Source organism: Bradyrhizobium genosp. SA-4 str. CB756, from assembly GCF_000473125.1.
Taxonomy (GTDB): domain Bacteria; phylum Pseudomonadota; class Alphaproteobacteria; order Rhizobiales; family Xanthobacteraceae; genus Bradyrhizobium; species Bradyrhizobium arachidis.
Genome location: NZ_KI421499.1, coordinates 4,688,306 through 4,705,050, shown reverse-complemented (window position 1 = coordinate 4,705,050; position 16,745 = coordinate 4,688,306). Strand labels below are relative to the sequence as shown.

The window sequence follows — 16,745 nt, the reverse complement described above, 5'->3', positions numbered from 1 at the left end:
ATTGCTTCCCCAGCCTACCTTCCGGTGGAATTACGCCCCCCCTCCGTCGGAAGGCCTAGGGCGGTGAAGTCCCCCCAGCTTCACCGCCCGCCTTTTTCTCGATCCGAGACCGCTTCCCTCGGCTTGCATGCGATTGCCGCTCGCGCCATGTTTAGAAAAGGTTGACCTCCTTGACCGCCGCCGAACGCACGATGCGCCTCCTCATCATCGAAGACGACCGCGAATCCGCCGACTACCTCGTGAAGGCGTTTCGCGAAGTCGGTCACATTGCCGATCACGCCGCCGACGGCGAGGAAGGCCTCGCCATGGCCGAGAACGGCGACTACGACGTGCTGGTGGTCGACCGCATGCTGCCCAAGCGCGACGGCCTGTCGCTGATCGGCGCGCTGCGCGACAAGGACAACACCACGCCGGTGCTGATTCTCTCCGCGCTCGGGCAGGTCGACGACCGCATCAAGGGCCTGCGCGCAGGCGGCGACGACTACCTGCCAAAGCCGTATTCCTTCGCCGAGCTGCTGGCCCGGGTCGAGGTGCTGTCGCGCCGCCGCGGCGGACCGGCCGAGGACACGCTCTATCGCGTCGGCGATCTCGAGCTCGACCGGCTCTCCCACCGCGTCGCCCGCGGCAAGGATGAGCTGACGCTCCAGCCGCGCGAATTCCGCCTGCTCGAATACCTTATGAAGCACGCCGGCCAGGTGGTGACGCGCACCATGCTGCTGGAGAACGTCTGGGACTATCATTTCGATCCGCAGACCAACGTGATCGACGTGCACATCTCGCGGTTGCGCTCCAAGATCGACAAGGGTTTTGAGCGGCCGCTGCTGCACACGATCCGCGGCGCCGGATACATGATCCGTGACGGCATTCGGTAAACTCGTCCGCACCACGGCGTTCCGGCTGACGCTGGTCTATCTGCTGCTGTTCGCGATGTTCGCGGCCTCGCTGCTCGGCTATTTCGCGTGGAATACGCGGCGGCTGATCACCGAGGAGATCACGCAGACGGTCAATGCCGAGACCGCCGAGATCGACGAGATCTACGGCCGCCGCGGCATGTTGGGCGTTGTGCGCACGATCGAATACCGGGCGCTGCGGCCCGGCGCCAACCTCTACCTCGTGACCACGCCGACCGGGCAGGCGATCGCCGGCAATGTCGGCTCGCTGGCGCCGGGCGTGTTGGCGACGCGTGGCTGGTCCGAGACGGCGTACCGCCGCATCGAGGATGCCGATGACCGCGACCACCGCGCGCTGGTGCGCGTCACCGAGCTCGAAAACGGCTTCCGGCTTCTGATCGGCCGCGATCTTGCCGAGCGGCGACGGCTGTTCGGCATCGTCGCCAAGGCGGCGCAATGGTCGGTCCTGATCGTGGTGGTGCTCGGCCTTGGCGGCGGCATTTTCGTCGCGCGCCGCGTGCTCACCCGCATCGACGCCATGACCGGCACGGCCCAGCGCATCATGACCGGCGATCTCAGCGGCCGCCTGCCGGTCGGGCGCAGCGGCGACGAGCTCGATCGCCTCGCCGAAAACCTCAACGCGATGCTGGAGCGGATCGAGGCGCTGATGGCGGGGCTGAAGGAAGTCTCCGACAACATCGCCCACGACCTCAAGACGCCGCTGACGCGCATGCGCAATCGCGCCGAGGAGGCGCTGGCGAAATCGGGCTGCGAGGCCGATTACCGCGCCGCGCTGGAACGGACCATCGAGGAATCCGACGGACTGATTCGCACCTTCAACGCGCTGCTGATGATCGCGCGCGCCGAGTCAGGCCAGGCGCGCGGCAACATGGATGATTTCGACGCGGCCGATGTGGCCGGCGGCATCCACGAGCTGTACGAGCCGCTCGCCGAGGACGACGGCATGACCCTGAAGGTCAAGGCCGAGCCGACGCCGGTTCACGCCAACCGCGAGCTGATCAGCCAGGCGCTCGCCAATCTGGTCGAGAACGCGATCAAATATGGCAAGCCGGCCGCGCAGGTGGCGGGAACCGTGGTCAGCATGGACGCAAGGCAGATCACGATCGAGGCGAAGCGCGAGGGCGACCACGTGCTGCTCAGCGTCACTGATCGCGGCCCCGGCATCCCCGAAGCCGATCGCAAGCATGTCGTCGAGCGATTCGTGCGGCTCGAAGCCAGCCGCACGCTGCCGGGCTCCGGCCTCGGCCTCAGCCTGGCCGCCGCGGTTGCGACGCTTCATGGCGGCGAATTGCGGCTAGGCGATGCCAATCCCGGCCTCGTCGCCACGCTGGTGCTGCCGGCGCGTGCGGGCGCGGGCGACAGGGTTGCTCCTCCGCTGCCGGATGTGCCACAGAAGGTGGCATGAACCACTCCGCGCCGGGAAACGCGGACAAGACTGGTGTGAGCCTCGCGACCCGCTTCGCGGAGGCTCCCCATATTGCCGCTTCCGCAACCGACGAACGACGTCTTGAGAGCTGGCTGGCGGAACTTGAGCCGGCACAATCCGCCCGTATCGAGGGCTTGCTGAGCCATCCCTTCGCGCGGGATATCCTGGCCGGCATTGCGGAATTCTCGCCCTATCTGTTCGATCTGGTGCGCGCCGATGCACTGCGCCTGATCCGCCTGCTCGAATGCGATCCGGATGCGCATCTTCCCGCGTTGATCGCGGAGGCGAGGGGCGCAGTGCTCGCGGCGGGCGACGAAACCGAGGTGATGCGCCTGCTCCGCCGCATGAAGGCGGAAGCGGCTCTGCTGACCGCGCTGTGCGACATCGGCGGGGTCTGGCCGGTGATGCAGGTGACGGTGGCGCTGACCGACGTCGCGGTGTCCTCGGTGCAGGCGGCGCTCCAGTATCTGCTGCGGCAGGAAGCCGCACGTGGCAAGCTCTCACCGCCCAATCCGGAAGCCCCTGAAGAGGGCAGCGGCCTGATCGTGCTCGCGATGGGCAAGATGGGGGCGGGTGAGCTGAACTATTCCAGCGACATCGATCTTATCGTGTTCTTCGATCCCGAAGCCACGACGCTGGCGCCCGACATCGAGCCGCAGCCGTTCTTCGTCCGTGTGACGCAAGGCATGGCGCGCATCCTCCAGCAGCGCACCTATGACGGTTACGTCTTCCGCGTCGATCTGCGCCTGCGCCCGGATCCGTCCTCGACGCAAGTGGCGATCTCGCGCGACGCCGCGCTGAACTACTACGAGCGGGAAGGGCGGACCTGGGAGCGCGCCGCGATGATCAAGGCGCGCGCCTGTGCCGGCGATCCCCGGGCGGGCGAGGCGTTGCTCGCCGAGATCGCGCCGTTCGTCTGGCGCAAACATCTCGACTTCGCCGCACTTGCCGACGTGCACGACATGAAGCGGCAGATGCAGACCTATCGCGGCCAGAGCGAGATCGCGGTCGAGGGGCACAACGTCAAGGTCGGCCGCGGCGGCATCCGCGAGATCGAGTTCTTCGCGCAGACGCAGCAGCTGATCGCGGGCGGCCGCCATCCCGAATTGCGGGTGCGGCCGACGCTCAAGGCGCTCGACATTCTCGCCTCAAGCAACTGGATCACGTCCGCTGCGCGCGACGAGCTGACCACGGCGTACGAATTCCTGCGCCGGGTCGAGCATCGTCTCCAGATGATCGCCGACGAGCAGACTCATGCGTTGCCTGAGGACAAGGAGGCGGTCGAGCGTTTTGCGCGCTTCTTTGGCTATGCGGATCGCGAAGCCTTCGCGCGCGACCTGTTGCGCCAGCTCGAGATCGTGCAGGGGCATTACGAAAAACTGTTCGAGGGCGACGACCCGACCGGCACGGCTAAGCTGCCGGCGCTCGACTACAGCACGGGTCCCGACGATCCGCGCCTACTGCAATATCTGTCCTCGCTCGGCTTCAAGAAGCCTGCCGCCCTCGCGCAGACCGTGCGCGACTGGATCACCGGCGATTATCGCGTGTTCCGCAATGATCAGACGCGAGGCGCCTTCGTCGAGTTCGTGCCGGCCCTGATCGAGGGGCTCGCCCATGCCGAGGAGCCGGATCGCGCCGTCGTGGCGTTCGACCAATTCCTCCAGGCGCTCCAGCGCGGCGGCCGGCTGATCACGCTGCTCGGCCAGAACCGCGATCTCGTGGCGCTGGTGGCCTTGGTGCTGGGCGCAGCGCCCCGGCTCGGCGAGATGCTGGCGCGGCAGCCGCAGCTCATGGACGGGCTGATCGATCCGCGTTTCTTCGGCGCCATGCCGGACAAGCAGGAATTGTCGGGACGGCTGGCGGCGACCGTGCAGGACGCCGGCTCATACGAGGAATTCCTCGATCGCCTGCGCCTGTTCGGGCAGGAGAGCCTGTTCCTGATCGGCACGCGCATCCTGTCCGGCACCGTCACGGCGCAGCAGGCAAGCACGGCCTTTGCCGACGTTGCCGAAGGCATCGTCCACACCGTGCACGGTCTCGTCGCCGACCGCTTCGCCGCCCAGCACGGCCGCATCAAGGATCAGGAGACCGCGATCATCGCGATGGGCCGGCTCGGCAGCCGCGAGATGACGGCCTCGTCCGATCTCGACCTGATCCTGCTCTACGATTTCGACGCCGACGAGCCGGACTCGGATGGGCCGAAATCGCTCCAGGGCGCGCATTATTTCGCCCGCTTCACCCAGCGCCTGATCAGCGCCTTCACGACCCGCACCAATTACGGCGTGCTCTACGAGATCGACATGCGGCTGCGCCCCTCGGGGCGCGCCGGCCCGGTGGCCTCGAGCCTCGTCTCCTTCGCCGACTACCAGGCCAACGAGGCCTGGACCTGGGAGCACATGGCGCTGACGCGCGCGCGCGTGGTGTCGGCTTCGAGCGAATTCCAGGGGCGGATCGAGCGCGTGATCCGCGATGTCCTGACCCGCCGCCGCGATCCCGCCATCACCGCCAACGACGTCGCCGACATGCGCCACGCGATCGCGCAGGAGAAGGGCGAGAGCGACCATTGGGATCTCAAATATGCCGCCGGCGGCATGGTCGATATCGACTTCATCGCGCAATATCTCCAGCTCGTGCACGCCTACGACAAGCCCGAGATCCTCGACGTCAGCACCTTGCAGGTGCTGGACAACGCATGCCGGCTCGGCGTGCTCTCACAGTCGGAGACCGAGATCCTGCGTGCCGCGGCGCGGCTCTATCACGATCTGACGCAGATCCTACGGCTCTGCGTCAGTGACCGCTTCAAGCCTGAGACCGCCGGCACCGATCTTCAGCGCGTGATGGCGCGCGCCGGCGATGCGCCGGATTTCTCCGCGCTGGAGGCCCGCGTGAAGGAGACGCAGAGCGAGGTGCGGCGCGTGTTCAGCGCGCTTCTGGAAGGGAAATAGCCTGCTTCAGCGACGTCAGGGCTTCGAGCACGTTCGGCTCGAGCCCAGCGCCGCCGGCATCGAGATGGGCGAAGATCGCGCGCTTCATCCGGGGATCCCAGAACTTCTTGATGTGCTCGGCGATCCCCGGCACGGCCTTGTCGTGGCCCTGGCTGCGGAAGAACGTGCCGATCTGGTTGGCCATGTAGACGAGGCGGTCAGGCGACGACATCGATAATCTCCTGGGCACCAAGAGCCGCGATGCGGCCCTGGTGCGTGAACACTTCAAACCCGTCGCTGCGGGCAATCGCAATCAGCGTGATGCCGGCAGCCTCCGCGGTGCGCACCGCAAGCGCAGTGGGGGCGGAGACCGCGACCATGACAGGCGCGCCGATGGCGGCCGTCTTCTGCACCATCTCGACCGAGACACGGCTCGTCAGCAGCACCATGCCGACGCTGGCGTCGGTCCGGCTCCGCGCCAGCGATCCCGCGAGCTTGTCCAGCGCATTGTGGCGGCCGACGTCTTCACGCAGGGCCACAATGCCGTTTGCCGGCGACCAGAACGCTGCGGCATGGACCGCGCGGGTCTGCATGTTGATCGATTGCAGGGGCGCGATCGCCTGCATCGCGGTCATGATCTGCTGCGGCGTGAAGATGGTCCCTTGCGGCACGACGGCCGCGGGCCGCACGGCCTCCGCGATGGAGTCGATGCCACAGATGCCGCAGCCGGTGGGGCCGGCGATGTGGCGGCGGCGCTCGCTGATGCGCGCGGCGTCGTCCGAGGCCAGCCACATGCGCAGCTCGATGCCGTCGTCGAGGCGAACCACGTCGAGCGACTTGATGTCGTCGACCGACTTGATGATGCCTTCGTCCAGGCTGAAGCCGACGGCGAAATCCTCGAGGTTCTGCGGCGTCCCCATCATGACGGCGTAAGTGCCGCCATTATAGGTCAGCGCCAGCGGCGTCTCCTCCGGGATCAGCCGCGTCCCATCCGACGTGACGCCGTCACGCCAGATGTCGCGGTCGATGGCCTGGACAGGCACGTGCATGCCGTTACTCCGCGGCCTCTGCCGGCACGATGCGGCGGGAATGCCGCGCCTGCTCGTCATAGGCCTTCTGCCAGTCGGACGGGCCGTTCGACGGCGAGATCTGCACGGCCGTGACCTTGTATTCGGGGCAGTTAGTGGCCCAGTCCGAATAGTCGGTCGTGATCACGTTGGCCTGCGTATCCGGGTGGTGGAAGGTGGTGTAGACGACGCCCGGGGAGACGCGGTCGGTGATCTCCGCGCGCAGCGTGGTCTCGCCGGCGCGGCTCGTCAGGCGAACCCAGTCGCCGTCGCGCACGCCGCGCTGCTCGGCATCGTGCGGATGGATCTCCAGACGGTCCTCGGCATGCCAGACCACGTTCTCGGTGCGCCGCGTCTGCGCGCCGACATTGTACTGGCTGAGGATGCGGCCCGTGGTGAGCAGCAGCGGGAAGCGGGGGCCGGTGCGCTCGTCGGTCGCGACATATTCGGTGACGATGAACTTGCCCTTGCCGCGGACGAAGCCGCCGATATGCATCACCGGCGTACCCTCCGGCGCCTTCTCGTTGCAGGGCCACTGCACCGAGCCGAGCTCGTCGAGCTTGGCGTAGGAGACGCCGGTGAAGGTCGGCGTCAGCGCCGCGATCTCGTCCATGATCTCCGAGGGATGGCTGTAGTTCATCTCGAAGCCCATCGCCTTGGCGAGCGCGATGGTGACCTCCCAGTCGGCCATGCCGTTCTTCGGCGTCATCACCTTGCGCACGCGCTGGATACGCCGCTCGGCATTGGTGAAGGTGCCGTCCTTCTCGAGGAAGCTCGAGCCGGGCAGGAAGACGTGGGCGTAGTTCGCGGTCTCGTTCAGGAAGAGATCGTGGACGATGACGCATTCCATCGCCGACAGCGCCGCCACCACATGCGAAGTGTTGGGATCGGACTGCAGAATGTCCTCGCCCTGCACATAGATGCCCATGAACGTGCCTTCGATCGCGGCATCGAACATGTTGGGAATGCGCAGGCCCGGCTCCGGGTTGAGCTTGACGTTCCACAGCGCCTCGAACTGGTCGCGCACGGCATCGCCCGAGATGTGGCGATAGCCCGGCAGCTCGTGCGGGAACGAGCCCATGTCGCACGAGCCCTGCACGTTGTTCTGGCCGCGCAGCGGGTTCACGCCGACGCCGGGACGGCCGATATTACCGGTAGCCATCGCGAGATTGGCGATCGCGATCACGGTGGTCGAGCCCTGGCTGTGCTCGGTGACGCCGAGGCCGTAATAGATCGCGCCGTTGCCACCGGTGGCGTAGACGCGGGCGGCTTCGCGCAGCACCTTCGGATCGACGCCGGTGAGGATCGCGGTGGATTCCGGGCTGTGGTTCGGCTGCGCGACGAAGGCCGCCCATTCCTCGAACTCGGCCCAGTCGCAGCGCTCGCGCACGAAGGCTTCGTTGACGAGGCCTTCGGTGACGATGACATGCGCAAGCGCGGTCACGACGGCAACGTTGGTACCGGGCATCAAGGGCAGATGCAGCGCCTTCACATGGGGCGATTCCACCATCTCGGTACGGCGCGGATCGATCACGATCAGCTTGGCGCCCTGGCGCAACCGCTTCTTCAGGCGCGATGCGAACACCGGGTGAGCCGAGGCGGGATTGGCGCCGATGATGACGGCGACATCGGTCTCCTCGACCGAGTCGAAATCCTGCGTGCCGGCCGACGTGCCGAACGTCTGCGACAGGCCATAGCCGGTTGGCGAGTGGCACACGCGGGCGCAGGTGTCGACATTGTTGTTGCCGAAGCCGCCGCGGATCAGCTTCTGCACCAGATAGGTTTCCTCGTTGGTGCAGCGGGAGGAGGTGATGCCGCCGATGGCGTCGCGGCCGTACTTCTTCTGAATGCCGCGCATCCTCGCGGCGGCAAAGGAGAACGCTTCGTCCCAGGAGACTTCCTTCCAGGGATCCTCGATCCGCTCGCGGATCATCGGCTTGAGGATGCGTTCCTTGTGGTTGGTGTAGCCCCAGGCGAAGCGACCCTTGACGCAGGAATGGCCACGATTGGCCTTGCCGTCCTTGTACGGCACCATGCGCACCACTTCCTCGCCGCGCATCTCGGCCTTGAAGGCGCAGCCGACGCCGCAATAGGCGCAGGTGGTGACGACCGAATGCTCGGGCTGGCCGATCTCGATCACGGATTTTTCGGTCAGGGTCGCGGTCGGGCAGGCCTGCACGCAGGCACCGCAGGAGACGCATTCGGAGCCGAGGAAGCTCTCGCTCATGCCCGGCGAGACGCGGCTGTCGAAGCCGCGGCCGGAGATGGTCAGCGCGAAAGTGCCTTGCACCTCCTCGCAGGCGCGGACGCAGCGCGAGCAGACGATGCACTTGGAGGGATCGTAGGTGAAGTACGGGTTGGACTCGTCCTTCGGCATCCAGTGGTCGTTGCTGCAGCCGTTCGTCTTGGCGAAAACGTGGTTCTCGCCCTCATAGCCGTAGCGCACGTCGCGCAGGCCGACGGCGCCGGCCATGTCCTGCAATTCGCAATCGCCGTTGGCGCCGCAGGTGAGGCAGTCGAGCGGATGGTCGGAGATGTAGAGCTCCATCACGCCCTTGCGCAGCTTCTTCAACCGCTCGGTCTGGGTGTGAATGACGAGGCCGTTCATGACCGGCGTCGTGCAGGATGCAGGCGTGCCGGCGCGGCCCTCGATCTCGACGAGGCAGAGCCGGCAGGAGCCGTAGGCGTCGACCATGTCGGTGGCGCAGAGCTTCGGGATCTGGTGGCCGGCGTCCATCGCGGCCCGCATGATCGAGGTGCCCTCGGGCACCGTGACCTGATTGCCGTCGATGGTCAGCGTGACCATCGTTTCCGATTTGGAGCGCGGCGTGCCGTAGTCGATTTCCTCGATCAGAGACATTGTCGTTCTCCTATTCCGCGGCCTGAAGCGTGGTCGGGATGGGTGCGAAGTCCTCCCGGAAGTGCTTCAATGCACTGAGCACGGGGTAGGGCGTGAAGCCGCCGAGTGCGCAGAGCGAGCCGAATTTCATGGTGTTGCAGAGGTCCTCGACGAGCGCGAGATTTTCATGGACGCGCTCGCCGTTGATGATCTTCTCGATGGTCTCGACGCCGCGGGTCGAGCCGATCCGGCACGGCGTGCACTTGCCGCAGGATTCGACGGCGCAGAACTCCATGGCGAAGCGCGCCTGCCTGCGCATGTCGACGCTGTCGTCGAACACGACGATGCCGCCATGGCCGATCAGGCCGTCGCGCGCCGCGAACGCTTCGTAGTCGAACGGCGTGTCGAACAGCGCGCGTGGGAAATAGGCCCCGAGCGGGCCGCCGACCTGAACCGCGCGGACCGGACGGCCGGTGGCCGTGCCGCCGCCGATCTCGTCGACGAGCTCGCCGAGCGTGACGCCGAAGGCGGTCTCGTAGAGGCCGCCGTAGCGGATGTTGCCGGCGAGCTGAATCGGCATCGTGCCGCGCGAGCGGCCCATGCCGAAATCGGCATAGGCCTTGGCGCCTTCCGCGAGGATGAAGGGAATCGCCGCGAACGACAGCACGTTGTTGATGACGGTCGGCTTGCCGAACAGGCCGTGATGCGCCGGCAGCGGCGGCTTGGCGCGCACGATGCCGCGACTGCCTTCCAGGCTCTCCAGCAGCGAGGTCTCCTCGCCGCAGACATAGGCGCCGGCGCCGACGCGCACTTCGAGATCGAAGCTGTAGGCGGAGCCGCCGATCTTGTCGCCGAGATAGCCGCCGCGTTTGGCCGCCACGATGGCGGCGTTCATCGCCTCGACCGCATGCGGATATTCGCTGCGGATGTAGATGTAGCCCTTGGTCGCGCCGACGGTGATGCCGGCAGTCGTCATGCCTTCGATGACCAGGAAGGGATCGCCTTCCATGATCATGCGGTCGGCGAAGGTGCCGCTGTCGCCTTCGTCGGCGTTGCAGACGATGAACTTGCGGTCGGCCTTCGCCTGCGCGACGGTCTTCCACTTGATGCCGGTCGGAAAGCCCGCGCCGCCGCGGCCGCGAAGGCCGGATGCGGTGACCTCGTTCAGGATCGCATCAGGGCCGAGCGAGAGCGCGCGCTCAAACCCCTTGTAGCCGCCATGGGCGCGGTAGTCGTCGAGCGAGCGCGGATCGATCACGCCGCAGCGGGCGAAGGTGAGGCGGGTCTGGCGCTTCAGCCAGGGAATCTCGTCGGTCGCGCCGAGCCGCAACAGATGCGGTGTGTTGTTGGCGAGCGCGTCGAGCAGGGAGCGCACGTCGGCTTCGGTCACAGGGCCGAAGGCGATCCGGCCTTGCGGCGTTGCGACCTCGACCAGCGGCTCCAGCCAGTACATGCCGCGCGAGCCGGTCCTGACGATCTCAACGGCGACGCCGCGCTTGGCCGCGGCCTGTTCCAGCGCCAGCGCAACCTCGTCGGCGCCGACGGCGACCGCACCTGCATCGCGTGAGACGAAGAGACGCATGCTCATCGCTGTGCCTCCGCAACCAGGGCATCCAGCCGCTTCTCGTCGAGCCGGCCGATGAGGCGGCCGTCGAGCATCGCCGACGGCGCGGTCGCACACAGGCCGAGGCAGTAGATCGGCTCGAGCGTGACGCGATCATCAGCCGTCGTATTGCCGAGCGACACGCCAAGCTTCGATTCGGCGCGCGCGGCCAGCGCATCGCCGCCCGCGGCCTGGCAGGCCTCTGCGCGGCACAGCTTCAGCACGTGGCGGCCGGCTGGCTTGTGGCGGAAATCATGATAGAAGGTGAAAACGCCGTGCACCTCGGCGCGCGACAGATTCAGCGCCTGCGCGACCATGGGAATCGCCGCCTCCGGCACGTAGCCGAACGCCTCCTGAAGCGCATGCAGGATGACGAGCGTTGCGCCCTCCTGCTTCGCATGTTCAGCGATGATCTCGGCGCCGCGCGTCTCGTCCCAAGGCTCGTAAACCGCTGTCATTCTTCGTTCTCAACCTCAGCGTTATTTCCCCACAAAGTATTTGGAATCATTCGAAGATCAATAAAGCTGTCTCATGCTGCGATTGCGAATTCAGATCGATTTGCAACCGCAATCGGTCGATACGAATTGGTAATGAAGCTTGTATCGGCTGCCGGTTTTTGCGTGTTGGTGCAGGCCCGGCATGCTAGCTTGCATGCCACGACAGAATTCGAGGGGACGTCCGGTTGATCGACAAGCTTGAACTGCTGCTGGCGCTGGCGAAGGAACGGCATTTTGGACGCGCGGCAGAGGCTTGCGGCGTGACCCAGCCGACGATGTCGACCGGGCTGAAGCAGCTCGAGGAGATCCTCGGCGTGATGCTGGTCCAGCGCGGCTCACGCTTCCAGGGGTTCACGCCCGAAGGCGAGCGGGCGCTCGACTGGGCGCGGCGGATCGTGGGCGATGCCCGCGCCATGCGCGACGAGATCAACGGGTTGAAGCACCAGCTCTCCGGCGAGATCCGCATTGCCGCGATCCCGACCGTGCTCGGCATGGTCGCCGCGCTGACGACGCCGTTCCGCGCGCGGCATCCCGAGGTGCGCTTCCGCATCCAGTCCACGACGTCATCGGAGGTACTGGGGCTGCTCGAAAATCTCGAGGTCGATGCGGGGCTGACCTATATCGAGAACGAGCCGATCGGCAAGGTGCGCACCATTCCGCTCTACAACGAGAGCTATCGTCTCTTGACCGCGCCGGACGGAATGTTCGGCGACCGCGAGACGGTGACCTGGACCGAGGTCGGGCAGGTGCCGCTGTGCCTGCTGACGCCCGACATGCAGAACCGCCGCATCATCGATCGTGCGCTGCGCTCGGTCGGCGCGGAGGCGACGCCGACCTTGACCTCGAACTCGCTGCTCGTGTTGTTCACGCATGTGAAGACAGGGCGCTGGGCAAGCGTGATGCCGGCCAAGCTCGCCGAGACACTCGGCCTCTCCGACACCGTGCGTTCGATCCCGATCATCGACCCCGAGGTCAATTACAGCATCGGCATGGTGATCCCGCAGCGCGATCCCATGACGCCGCTGATCGCGGCGCTGGTCAATGTCGCGCGCGAAGTGGCGCCGTCGCTGCAGCTGTAGGAGCCAGAGCGGCGGGGCCGGAGCAAGCGTTGTATCGGTGCTCGTTGAAACGGCTGCCGCGTACTCCGCCCTCATCCTGAGGGCCCGCCGGAGGCGGGCGTCTCGAAGGATGGCCTCGGGCGAGCTTCCCGCCGTGCGCTAAGCCGCCGCCGATATCCCGGTCGCCGCCTTGACGGCGTTGCGCGGCAGGGTGACGCGGACGACGGTGCCGACGTCAATCTTCGAGCGCAGCCGCATCGAGCCGCCGTGGAGCTGCGCCAGCGAGCGGGCGATGGCAAGGCCAAGGCCCGAGCCGTGATAGGTCTTGCTGAGCTGGCTCTCGACCTGCTCGAACGGGCGGCCGAGCCGCGCCAGCGAATGCGGCGCGATCCCGATGCCGGTGTCGGCGATCATCAGCACGATCCTGTCGTCGAGCTCGCGGCTGCGGACCACGACGCGGCCGCCGTCGGGCGTGAACTTCACCGCGTTGGACAAGAGGTTGACGATGATCTGCTTGGTGGCGCGGCGGTCGGCGACGACCGAGATGGACTTCGCGATGTCGGCGTCCAGCGTCAGGTGCTTGTCCTGGGCCCGCCCGGTGACGACGCGCAGGGATTCCGCCAGCGTCTGCGCCAAGTCCAGCTCTTCCATGTCGAGCTTCATGCGCCCGGCCTCGATCTTGGACATGTCGAGGATGTCGTTGATGACCTCGAGCAGGTAGTGGCCGCTGTTCAGGATGTCCTGGCAGTATTCCTGGTACTTCTCGCTGCCGAGCTCGCCGAACATGCCCGAGCCCATGATCTCGGAGAAGCCAATGATGGCGTTCAGCGGTGTGCGCAGCTCGTGGCTCATATTGGCGAGGAATTTCGACTTGGTCTGGTTGGCTTCCTCGGCGCGGGTCTTCTCGCGCTGGTACTTCTCGGCAAGGTCCGCGAGCTCGACCGCCTGGCGCTCCAGCGCTGCCTGCGAGCGCTTCAGGTCGATGACGGTGGCGCGCAGGCGCAGGTCGTTGTCGACCAGCTTCTGCTCGTGCTCCTTGATGCGGGTGATGTCGGTGCCGACCGAGACGTAGCCGCCGTCCTTGGTGCGGCGCTCGCTGATGTGCAGCCAGCTGCCGTCGTCGAGCTGCGCCTCGAAGGTGCGGGCGCCCGGGCCTTGGGCACCGGTCTCGTTGTGGCGGGTGCGCACCTCCGGCATGCGGCCGACCTCGAGCACGGTCTCGTAGGAGGTGCCGGGAATGACGGCGGTGTCGGGCAGCTTGTGCAGGCGCTGGAAGTGCGAATTGCAGAGCACGAGGCGGTCGCTGGCGTCCCACAGCACGAAGGCTTCCGGGATCGTCTCGATCGCGTCGCGCAGGCGCAGGTCGGCTTCCACGGTCTTCTCGGCGAGGCTCTTCTGCTCGGTGATGTCGACCGCGATGCCGATCAGGTGCACGCTGGAATCAGTTGCCCCGCGCGTCTTCTCGCAGCGGACGCGGAGCCAGATCCAGTGGCCGTCAACATGCTGCATGCGGAAGGTCTGGTCGATGTGGTCGATCTTCTCGGAGATGAGCTGGTCGGCGATCTCGAACAGATCGATGTCGTCGGACTTCACCAGCGCGTTGACCTCGCCGAAGGTGAGGAGCTCGTTGCGGCCGTCGAGGCCGAGCATCGAGAACATCGACTGCGACCAGAAGATCCGGCCGCGCGACAGGTCCCAGTCCCACAGGCCGCAGCGGCCACGGTTGAGCGCGGTGTCGATGCGGCCGCGCACCGCGTCGTTGATGAGGTCGCCCTCGCGGGCGCGGGTGGACTGCCAGTGGAAGGCGAAGCCGAGGATCAGGACGACGAAGCCTGTTGTCGCCGACAGCGTCACCGAGAGCGCGGCGTCAGAGCCCCAGATCGGCTCGTTGCGCTCCTGGATCACGGTGACGAGGCCGGGCAGCGACTTGATCTGGCGCGAGATCGCCATCGCGGCGTTGCCGCTCGGCAGCGTCATGTCGGAGACGTTGTTGTCGCGCGGCGGAGCTGCGAGCAGCTGCGCGGTGGTGATCGCATCGAGCAGGCGGTCATTGCCGGCGGGATCGCTGTCGATCGGAATGCGGGCGAGGATGCGGCGGTCGATGCCGGCCGAGGTGACGATGACGTGGCGGCCCGCGGCCAGGCCCCAGGACGGGATGAGGTCGGGCAGCAGCGTCGGCAGGTTCTCGATATTCTTCAGCCGCTCCATCCGCGACGAGGTGAGGCGATCGATGCGTTCGGCGAGCAGGTCGGCAAGCGCGGAGATGTCGTGCCGGACGACCTGCCGCTTCTGCCGCGTCTGGTCGACGACCTGCACGAACGCGCCGAGGCAGATGGTGATCAGGAAGGCGATGATGAGCGTCGGCACGGCGCGGCGCAATGCCGGCTCCGCGATCAGCAGCCGGTGGTAGGCAGGTTTCGCGATCGATTGTGCCAATCCCTTGATCGAATCGGATTGGACGCACGCGTTCGCGGCGTCTGCACGCGACATGCCTTCGGCCCCCTGAAAACTGCTCGGAAGCGGCCCCACGTCGCTTCCGAATCACATCGATTTGAATCCAGTTTTGCCGGGCTGTCGAGAGTCAACGAATCGTTAACGCGAAATTATTCTTATCCAACGCGCAGTTCGCGCATCGTATGTTCGCAAACTCACGGGCGCGAGGAGTCCGAAACGAGAACGTGCGACTCCGCACGCATTCCATGTCACGCGCGCGGCGGTTCGGCGTGACTGATGACGCGCTTCACGCTCGGGAACGCGCGGCGCAGCGCGCGCTCGATCGCGTCGACATGCTCGTGCACCTTGATCACGCTCATCGACGGAGCGGCGCGGCAGTGGAAGTTGACGATCTCGCCGGCATCGGTGTTGCGGACGCGCACATTATGGATGTCGTGGATCTCGCCTTCGCCGGCGAACTCGGCCAGTGCAGTGGCGATGGTCTGCACCCGCTCCGGCGCGGCATCGACGCCGAACGGCAGTTCCGGCTCCAGCGGCTCGATATGAACGTCGACCTCGACGTCCTCGCCGAACTCCTCCTGGATGCTGCGCTCCAGCGTGTTGGCGATGTCATGGGCGGCCTCGAGCTGCATCTCGGCGTCGACCTCGAGGTCGATGCTGACGATCAGCTTGGCGCCGAGATCGTGCACTGTGACGTGGTGGATGGCGAGGCCGGAATTGTGGGCGATCACCATGATGCGGTCGCGCACGGTCTCGTTGTCGCGCGCGACCGGGACCGGGGTGAAGGTGAGGTCGGCATCGCCGAACGCCTTGCCGACGGCGGCCTGCGCCTCGCGCTTGATCTCCTCGACACGGTCGATCGGATAGGTCCGCGGCACCTTGGCGATGGTGTCGATGAAGGTGGTCGCGCCGACCATGCGCACGCGCAACCGCTCGACGTCGATCACGCCGGGGACGCCGCGGATCGCGGCGGTGGCCTTCTCCTGCGCGCCCTCGGGGGCGCGGTCGACCAGCGTCTGCACGGTCGAGCCGGCCATGCGCAGGCCGAGCAGGGCGATCATGACTGCAACCGCGGCGGCGGCCGCGGCGTCGCCCCACCAGAAGCCGAGGGCGGCGAGGATCAGGCCCACGATCACGGCGAACGAGCCCATCACGTCGGAAGCGAAATGCAGCGCGTCGGCGGCGAGCGCCTGGCTCCTGGTCTCCCGCGCGGCCCGGTGCAGGGCACGCGCGCGCCAGAGGTTCACGACGATGTCGATCACCAGCACCACGAACGGCACGGCCGAAATCGTCGGCGGCGCGGTTCCCTCGCGCAAGCGGCCATAGGCCTCGACCAGGATGCCGCCGGCTAGCACGTAGAGCAGGGCGGTGACGCCGAGCGCGGAGATGCTCTCCAGCTTGCCGTGGCCGTAATGGTGCTCCTCGTCGGCCGGCTTGTCGGACACCCGCACCACCGCCCAGGTGATGATGGTTGCGACGAGGTCGATCGAGGAGTGCAGGGCCTCGGAGATCAGCGCGAGCGAGCCGATCGCGATGCCGACGACGAACTTGGCCGCTGCCATGCCGCCGCTGGCGAAGATCGAGATGGCCGCGACCGAGGTCTTGTTGTGCTGGGATGTCATGGCGGGGATGTAGCAGGGTGAGGTCGAACATCAAGCGACGATCCACAGCTATAGTCGCAAGTGAGTTGCAGGAGCGAAGCTATTGCGAATGCTTCCGAATTGGATGGTGGCTGATGCCACTTGCCCCGTCATGCCCGGGCTCGTCCCGGGCATCCACGTTCTTCGTGCCAAGCCGCCAAGACGTGGATGGCCGGGTCAAGCCCGGCCATGACGAGCGGAGAGAGCGGCGCACTCCAAACTCGTAGAGTGGGCAAAGGCGCGATAGCGCCGTGCCCACGATTCCTCCGTGATGGATACAGATCGTGGGCACGCTTCGCTTTGCTGCCCACCCTACGAGACCGGTG

At 66.5% G+C, this 16,745-nt stretch carries 11 protein-coding genes; 4 read left to right on the top strand and 7 right to left on the bottom strand.

The features are described 5' to 3' along the window. Positions 1 to 191: 191 nt before the first annotated feature. From BRAGE_RS0123055 to BRAGE_RS0123045, 3 genes are read left to right on the top strand one after another with little or no spacing between them, the layout of a single operon-like run. Positions 192 to 872, top strand: a complete 681-nt coding sequence (locus BRAGE_RS0123055; protein WP_035731438.1) for a response regulator transcription factor — start codon at positions 192 to 194, stop codon at positions 870 to 872. After that, the gene (locus tag BRAGE_RS0123050) at positions 856 to 2,316 is read left to right on the top strand and encodes a sensor histidine kinase (protein ID WP_027558823.1); all 1,461 of its coding nucleotides are present in this window, start codon (positions 856 to 858) and stop codon (positions 2,314 to 2,316) included. Before BRAGE_RS0123055 ends, BRAGE_RS0123050 begins: the two co-directional genes overlap by 17 nt. Continuing rightward, complete coding sequence (locus BRAGE_RS0123045; protein WP_027558824.1) at positions 2,313 to 5,282, top strand: bifunctional [glutamine synthetase] adenylyltransferase/[glutamine synthetase]-adenylyl-L-tyrosine phosphorylase; 2,970 nt, start codon at positions 2,313 to 2,315, stop codon at positions 5,280 to 5,282. The genes BRAGE_RS0123050 and BRAGE_RS0123045 overlap by 4 nt, the downstream gene beginning before the upstream one ends. Here the strand turns inward: BRAGE_RS0123045 and BRAGE_RS0123040 are convergent. From BRAGE_RS0123040 to BRAGE_RS0123020, 5 genes are read right to left on the bottom strand one after another with little or no spacing between them, the layout of a single operon-like run. Further along, complete coding sequence (locus BRAGE_RS0123040) at positions 5,257 to 5,493, bottom strand: formate dehydrogenase subunit delta (RefSeq protein WP_027558825.1); 237 nt, start codon at positions 5,491 to 5,493, stop codon at positions 5,257 to 5,259. The two genes, BRAGE_RS0123045 and BRAGE_RS0123040, sit on opposite strands and share 26 nt — an antisense overlap. Further along, on the bottom strand, positions 5,480 to 6,310 hold the full coding sequence (gene fdhD, locus BRAGE_RS0123035; RefSeq protein ID WP_027558826.1) for a formate dehydrogenase accessory sulfurtransferase FdhD: 831 nt from the start codon (positions 6,308 to 6,310) through the stop codon (positions 5,480 to 5,482). The genes BRAGE_RS0123040 and fdhD overlap by 14 nt, the downstream gene beginning before the upstream one ends. Before the next feature lie 4 nt (positions 6,311 to 6,314). Then, on the bottom strand, positions 6,315 to 9,188 hold the full coding sequence (gene fdhF / locus BRAGE_RS0123030; protein WP_027558827.1) for a formate dehydrogenase subunit alpha: 2,874 nt from the start codon (positions 9,186 to 9,188) through the stop codon (positions 6,315 to 6,317). A gap of 10 nt (positions 9,189 to 9,198) precedes the next feature. Further along, positions 9,199 to 10,755 (bottom strand): formate dehydrogenase beta subunit, encoded by a 1,557-nt coding sequence (locus tag BRAGE_RS0123025; RefSeq protein WP_027558828.1) that lies wholly within the window; start codon positions 10,753 to 10,755, stop codon positions 9,199 to 9,201. Next, complete coding sequence (locus tag BRAGE_RS0123020; protein WP_027558829.1) at positions 10,752 to 11,228, bottom strand: formate dehydrogenase subunit gamma; 477 nt, start codon at positions 11,226 to 11,228, stop codon at positions 10,752 to 10,754. The genes BRAGE_RS0123025 and BRAGE_RS0123020 overlap by 4 nt, the downstream gene beginning before the upstream one ends. A gap of 224 nt (positions 11,229 to 11,452) precedes the next feature. Between BRAGE_RS0123020 and BRAGE_RS0123015 the strand changes: the two genes are divergently transcribed. Beyond that, complete coding sequence (locus BRAGE_RS0123015; protein WP_027558830.1) at positions 11,453 to 12,346, top strand: LysR family transcriptional regulator; 894 nt, start codon at positions 11,453 to 11,455, stop codon at positions 12,344 to 12,346. Positions 12,347 to 12,484: 138 nt separating this feature from the next. On the opposite strand, the gene BRAGE_RS0123010 is transcribed toward BRAGE_RS0123015, so the two are convergent. Then, entirely contained in the window at positions 12,485 to 14,815 is a 2,331-nt protein-coding gene (locus BRAGE_RS0123010; protein ID WP_027558831.1) for a PAS domain-containing sensor histidine kinase, read from the bottom strand. A gap of 212 nt (positions 14,816 to 15,027) precedes the next feature. Continuing rightward, complete coding sequence (locus BRAGE_RS0123005) at positions 15,028 to 16,401, bottom strand: cation-efflux pump (protein ID WP_027558832.1); 1,374 nt, start codon at positions 16,399 to 16,401, stop codon at positions 15,028 to 15,030. Positions 16,402 to 16,745: the final 344 nt, after the last annotated feature.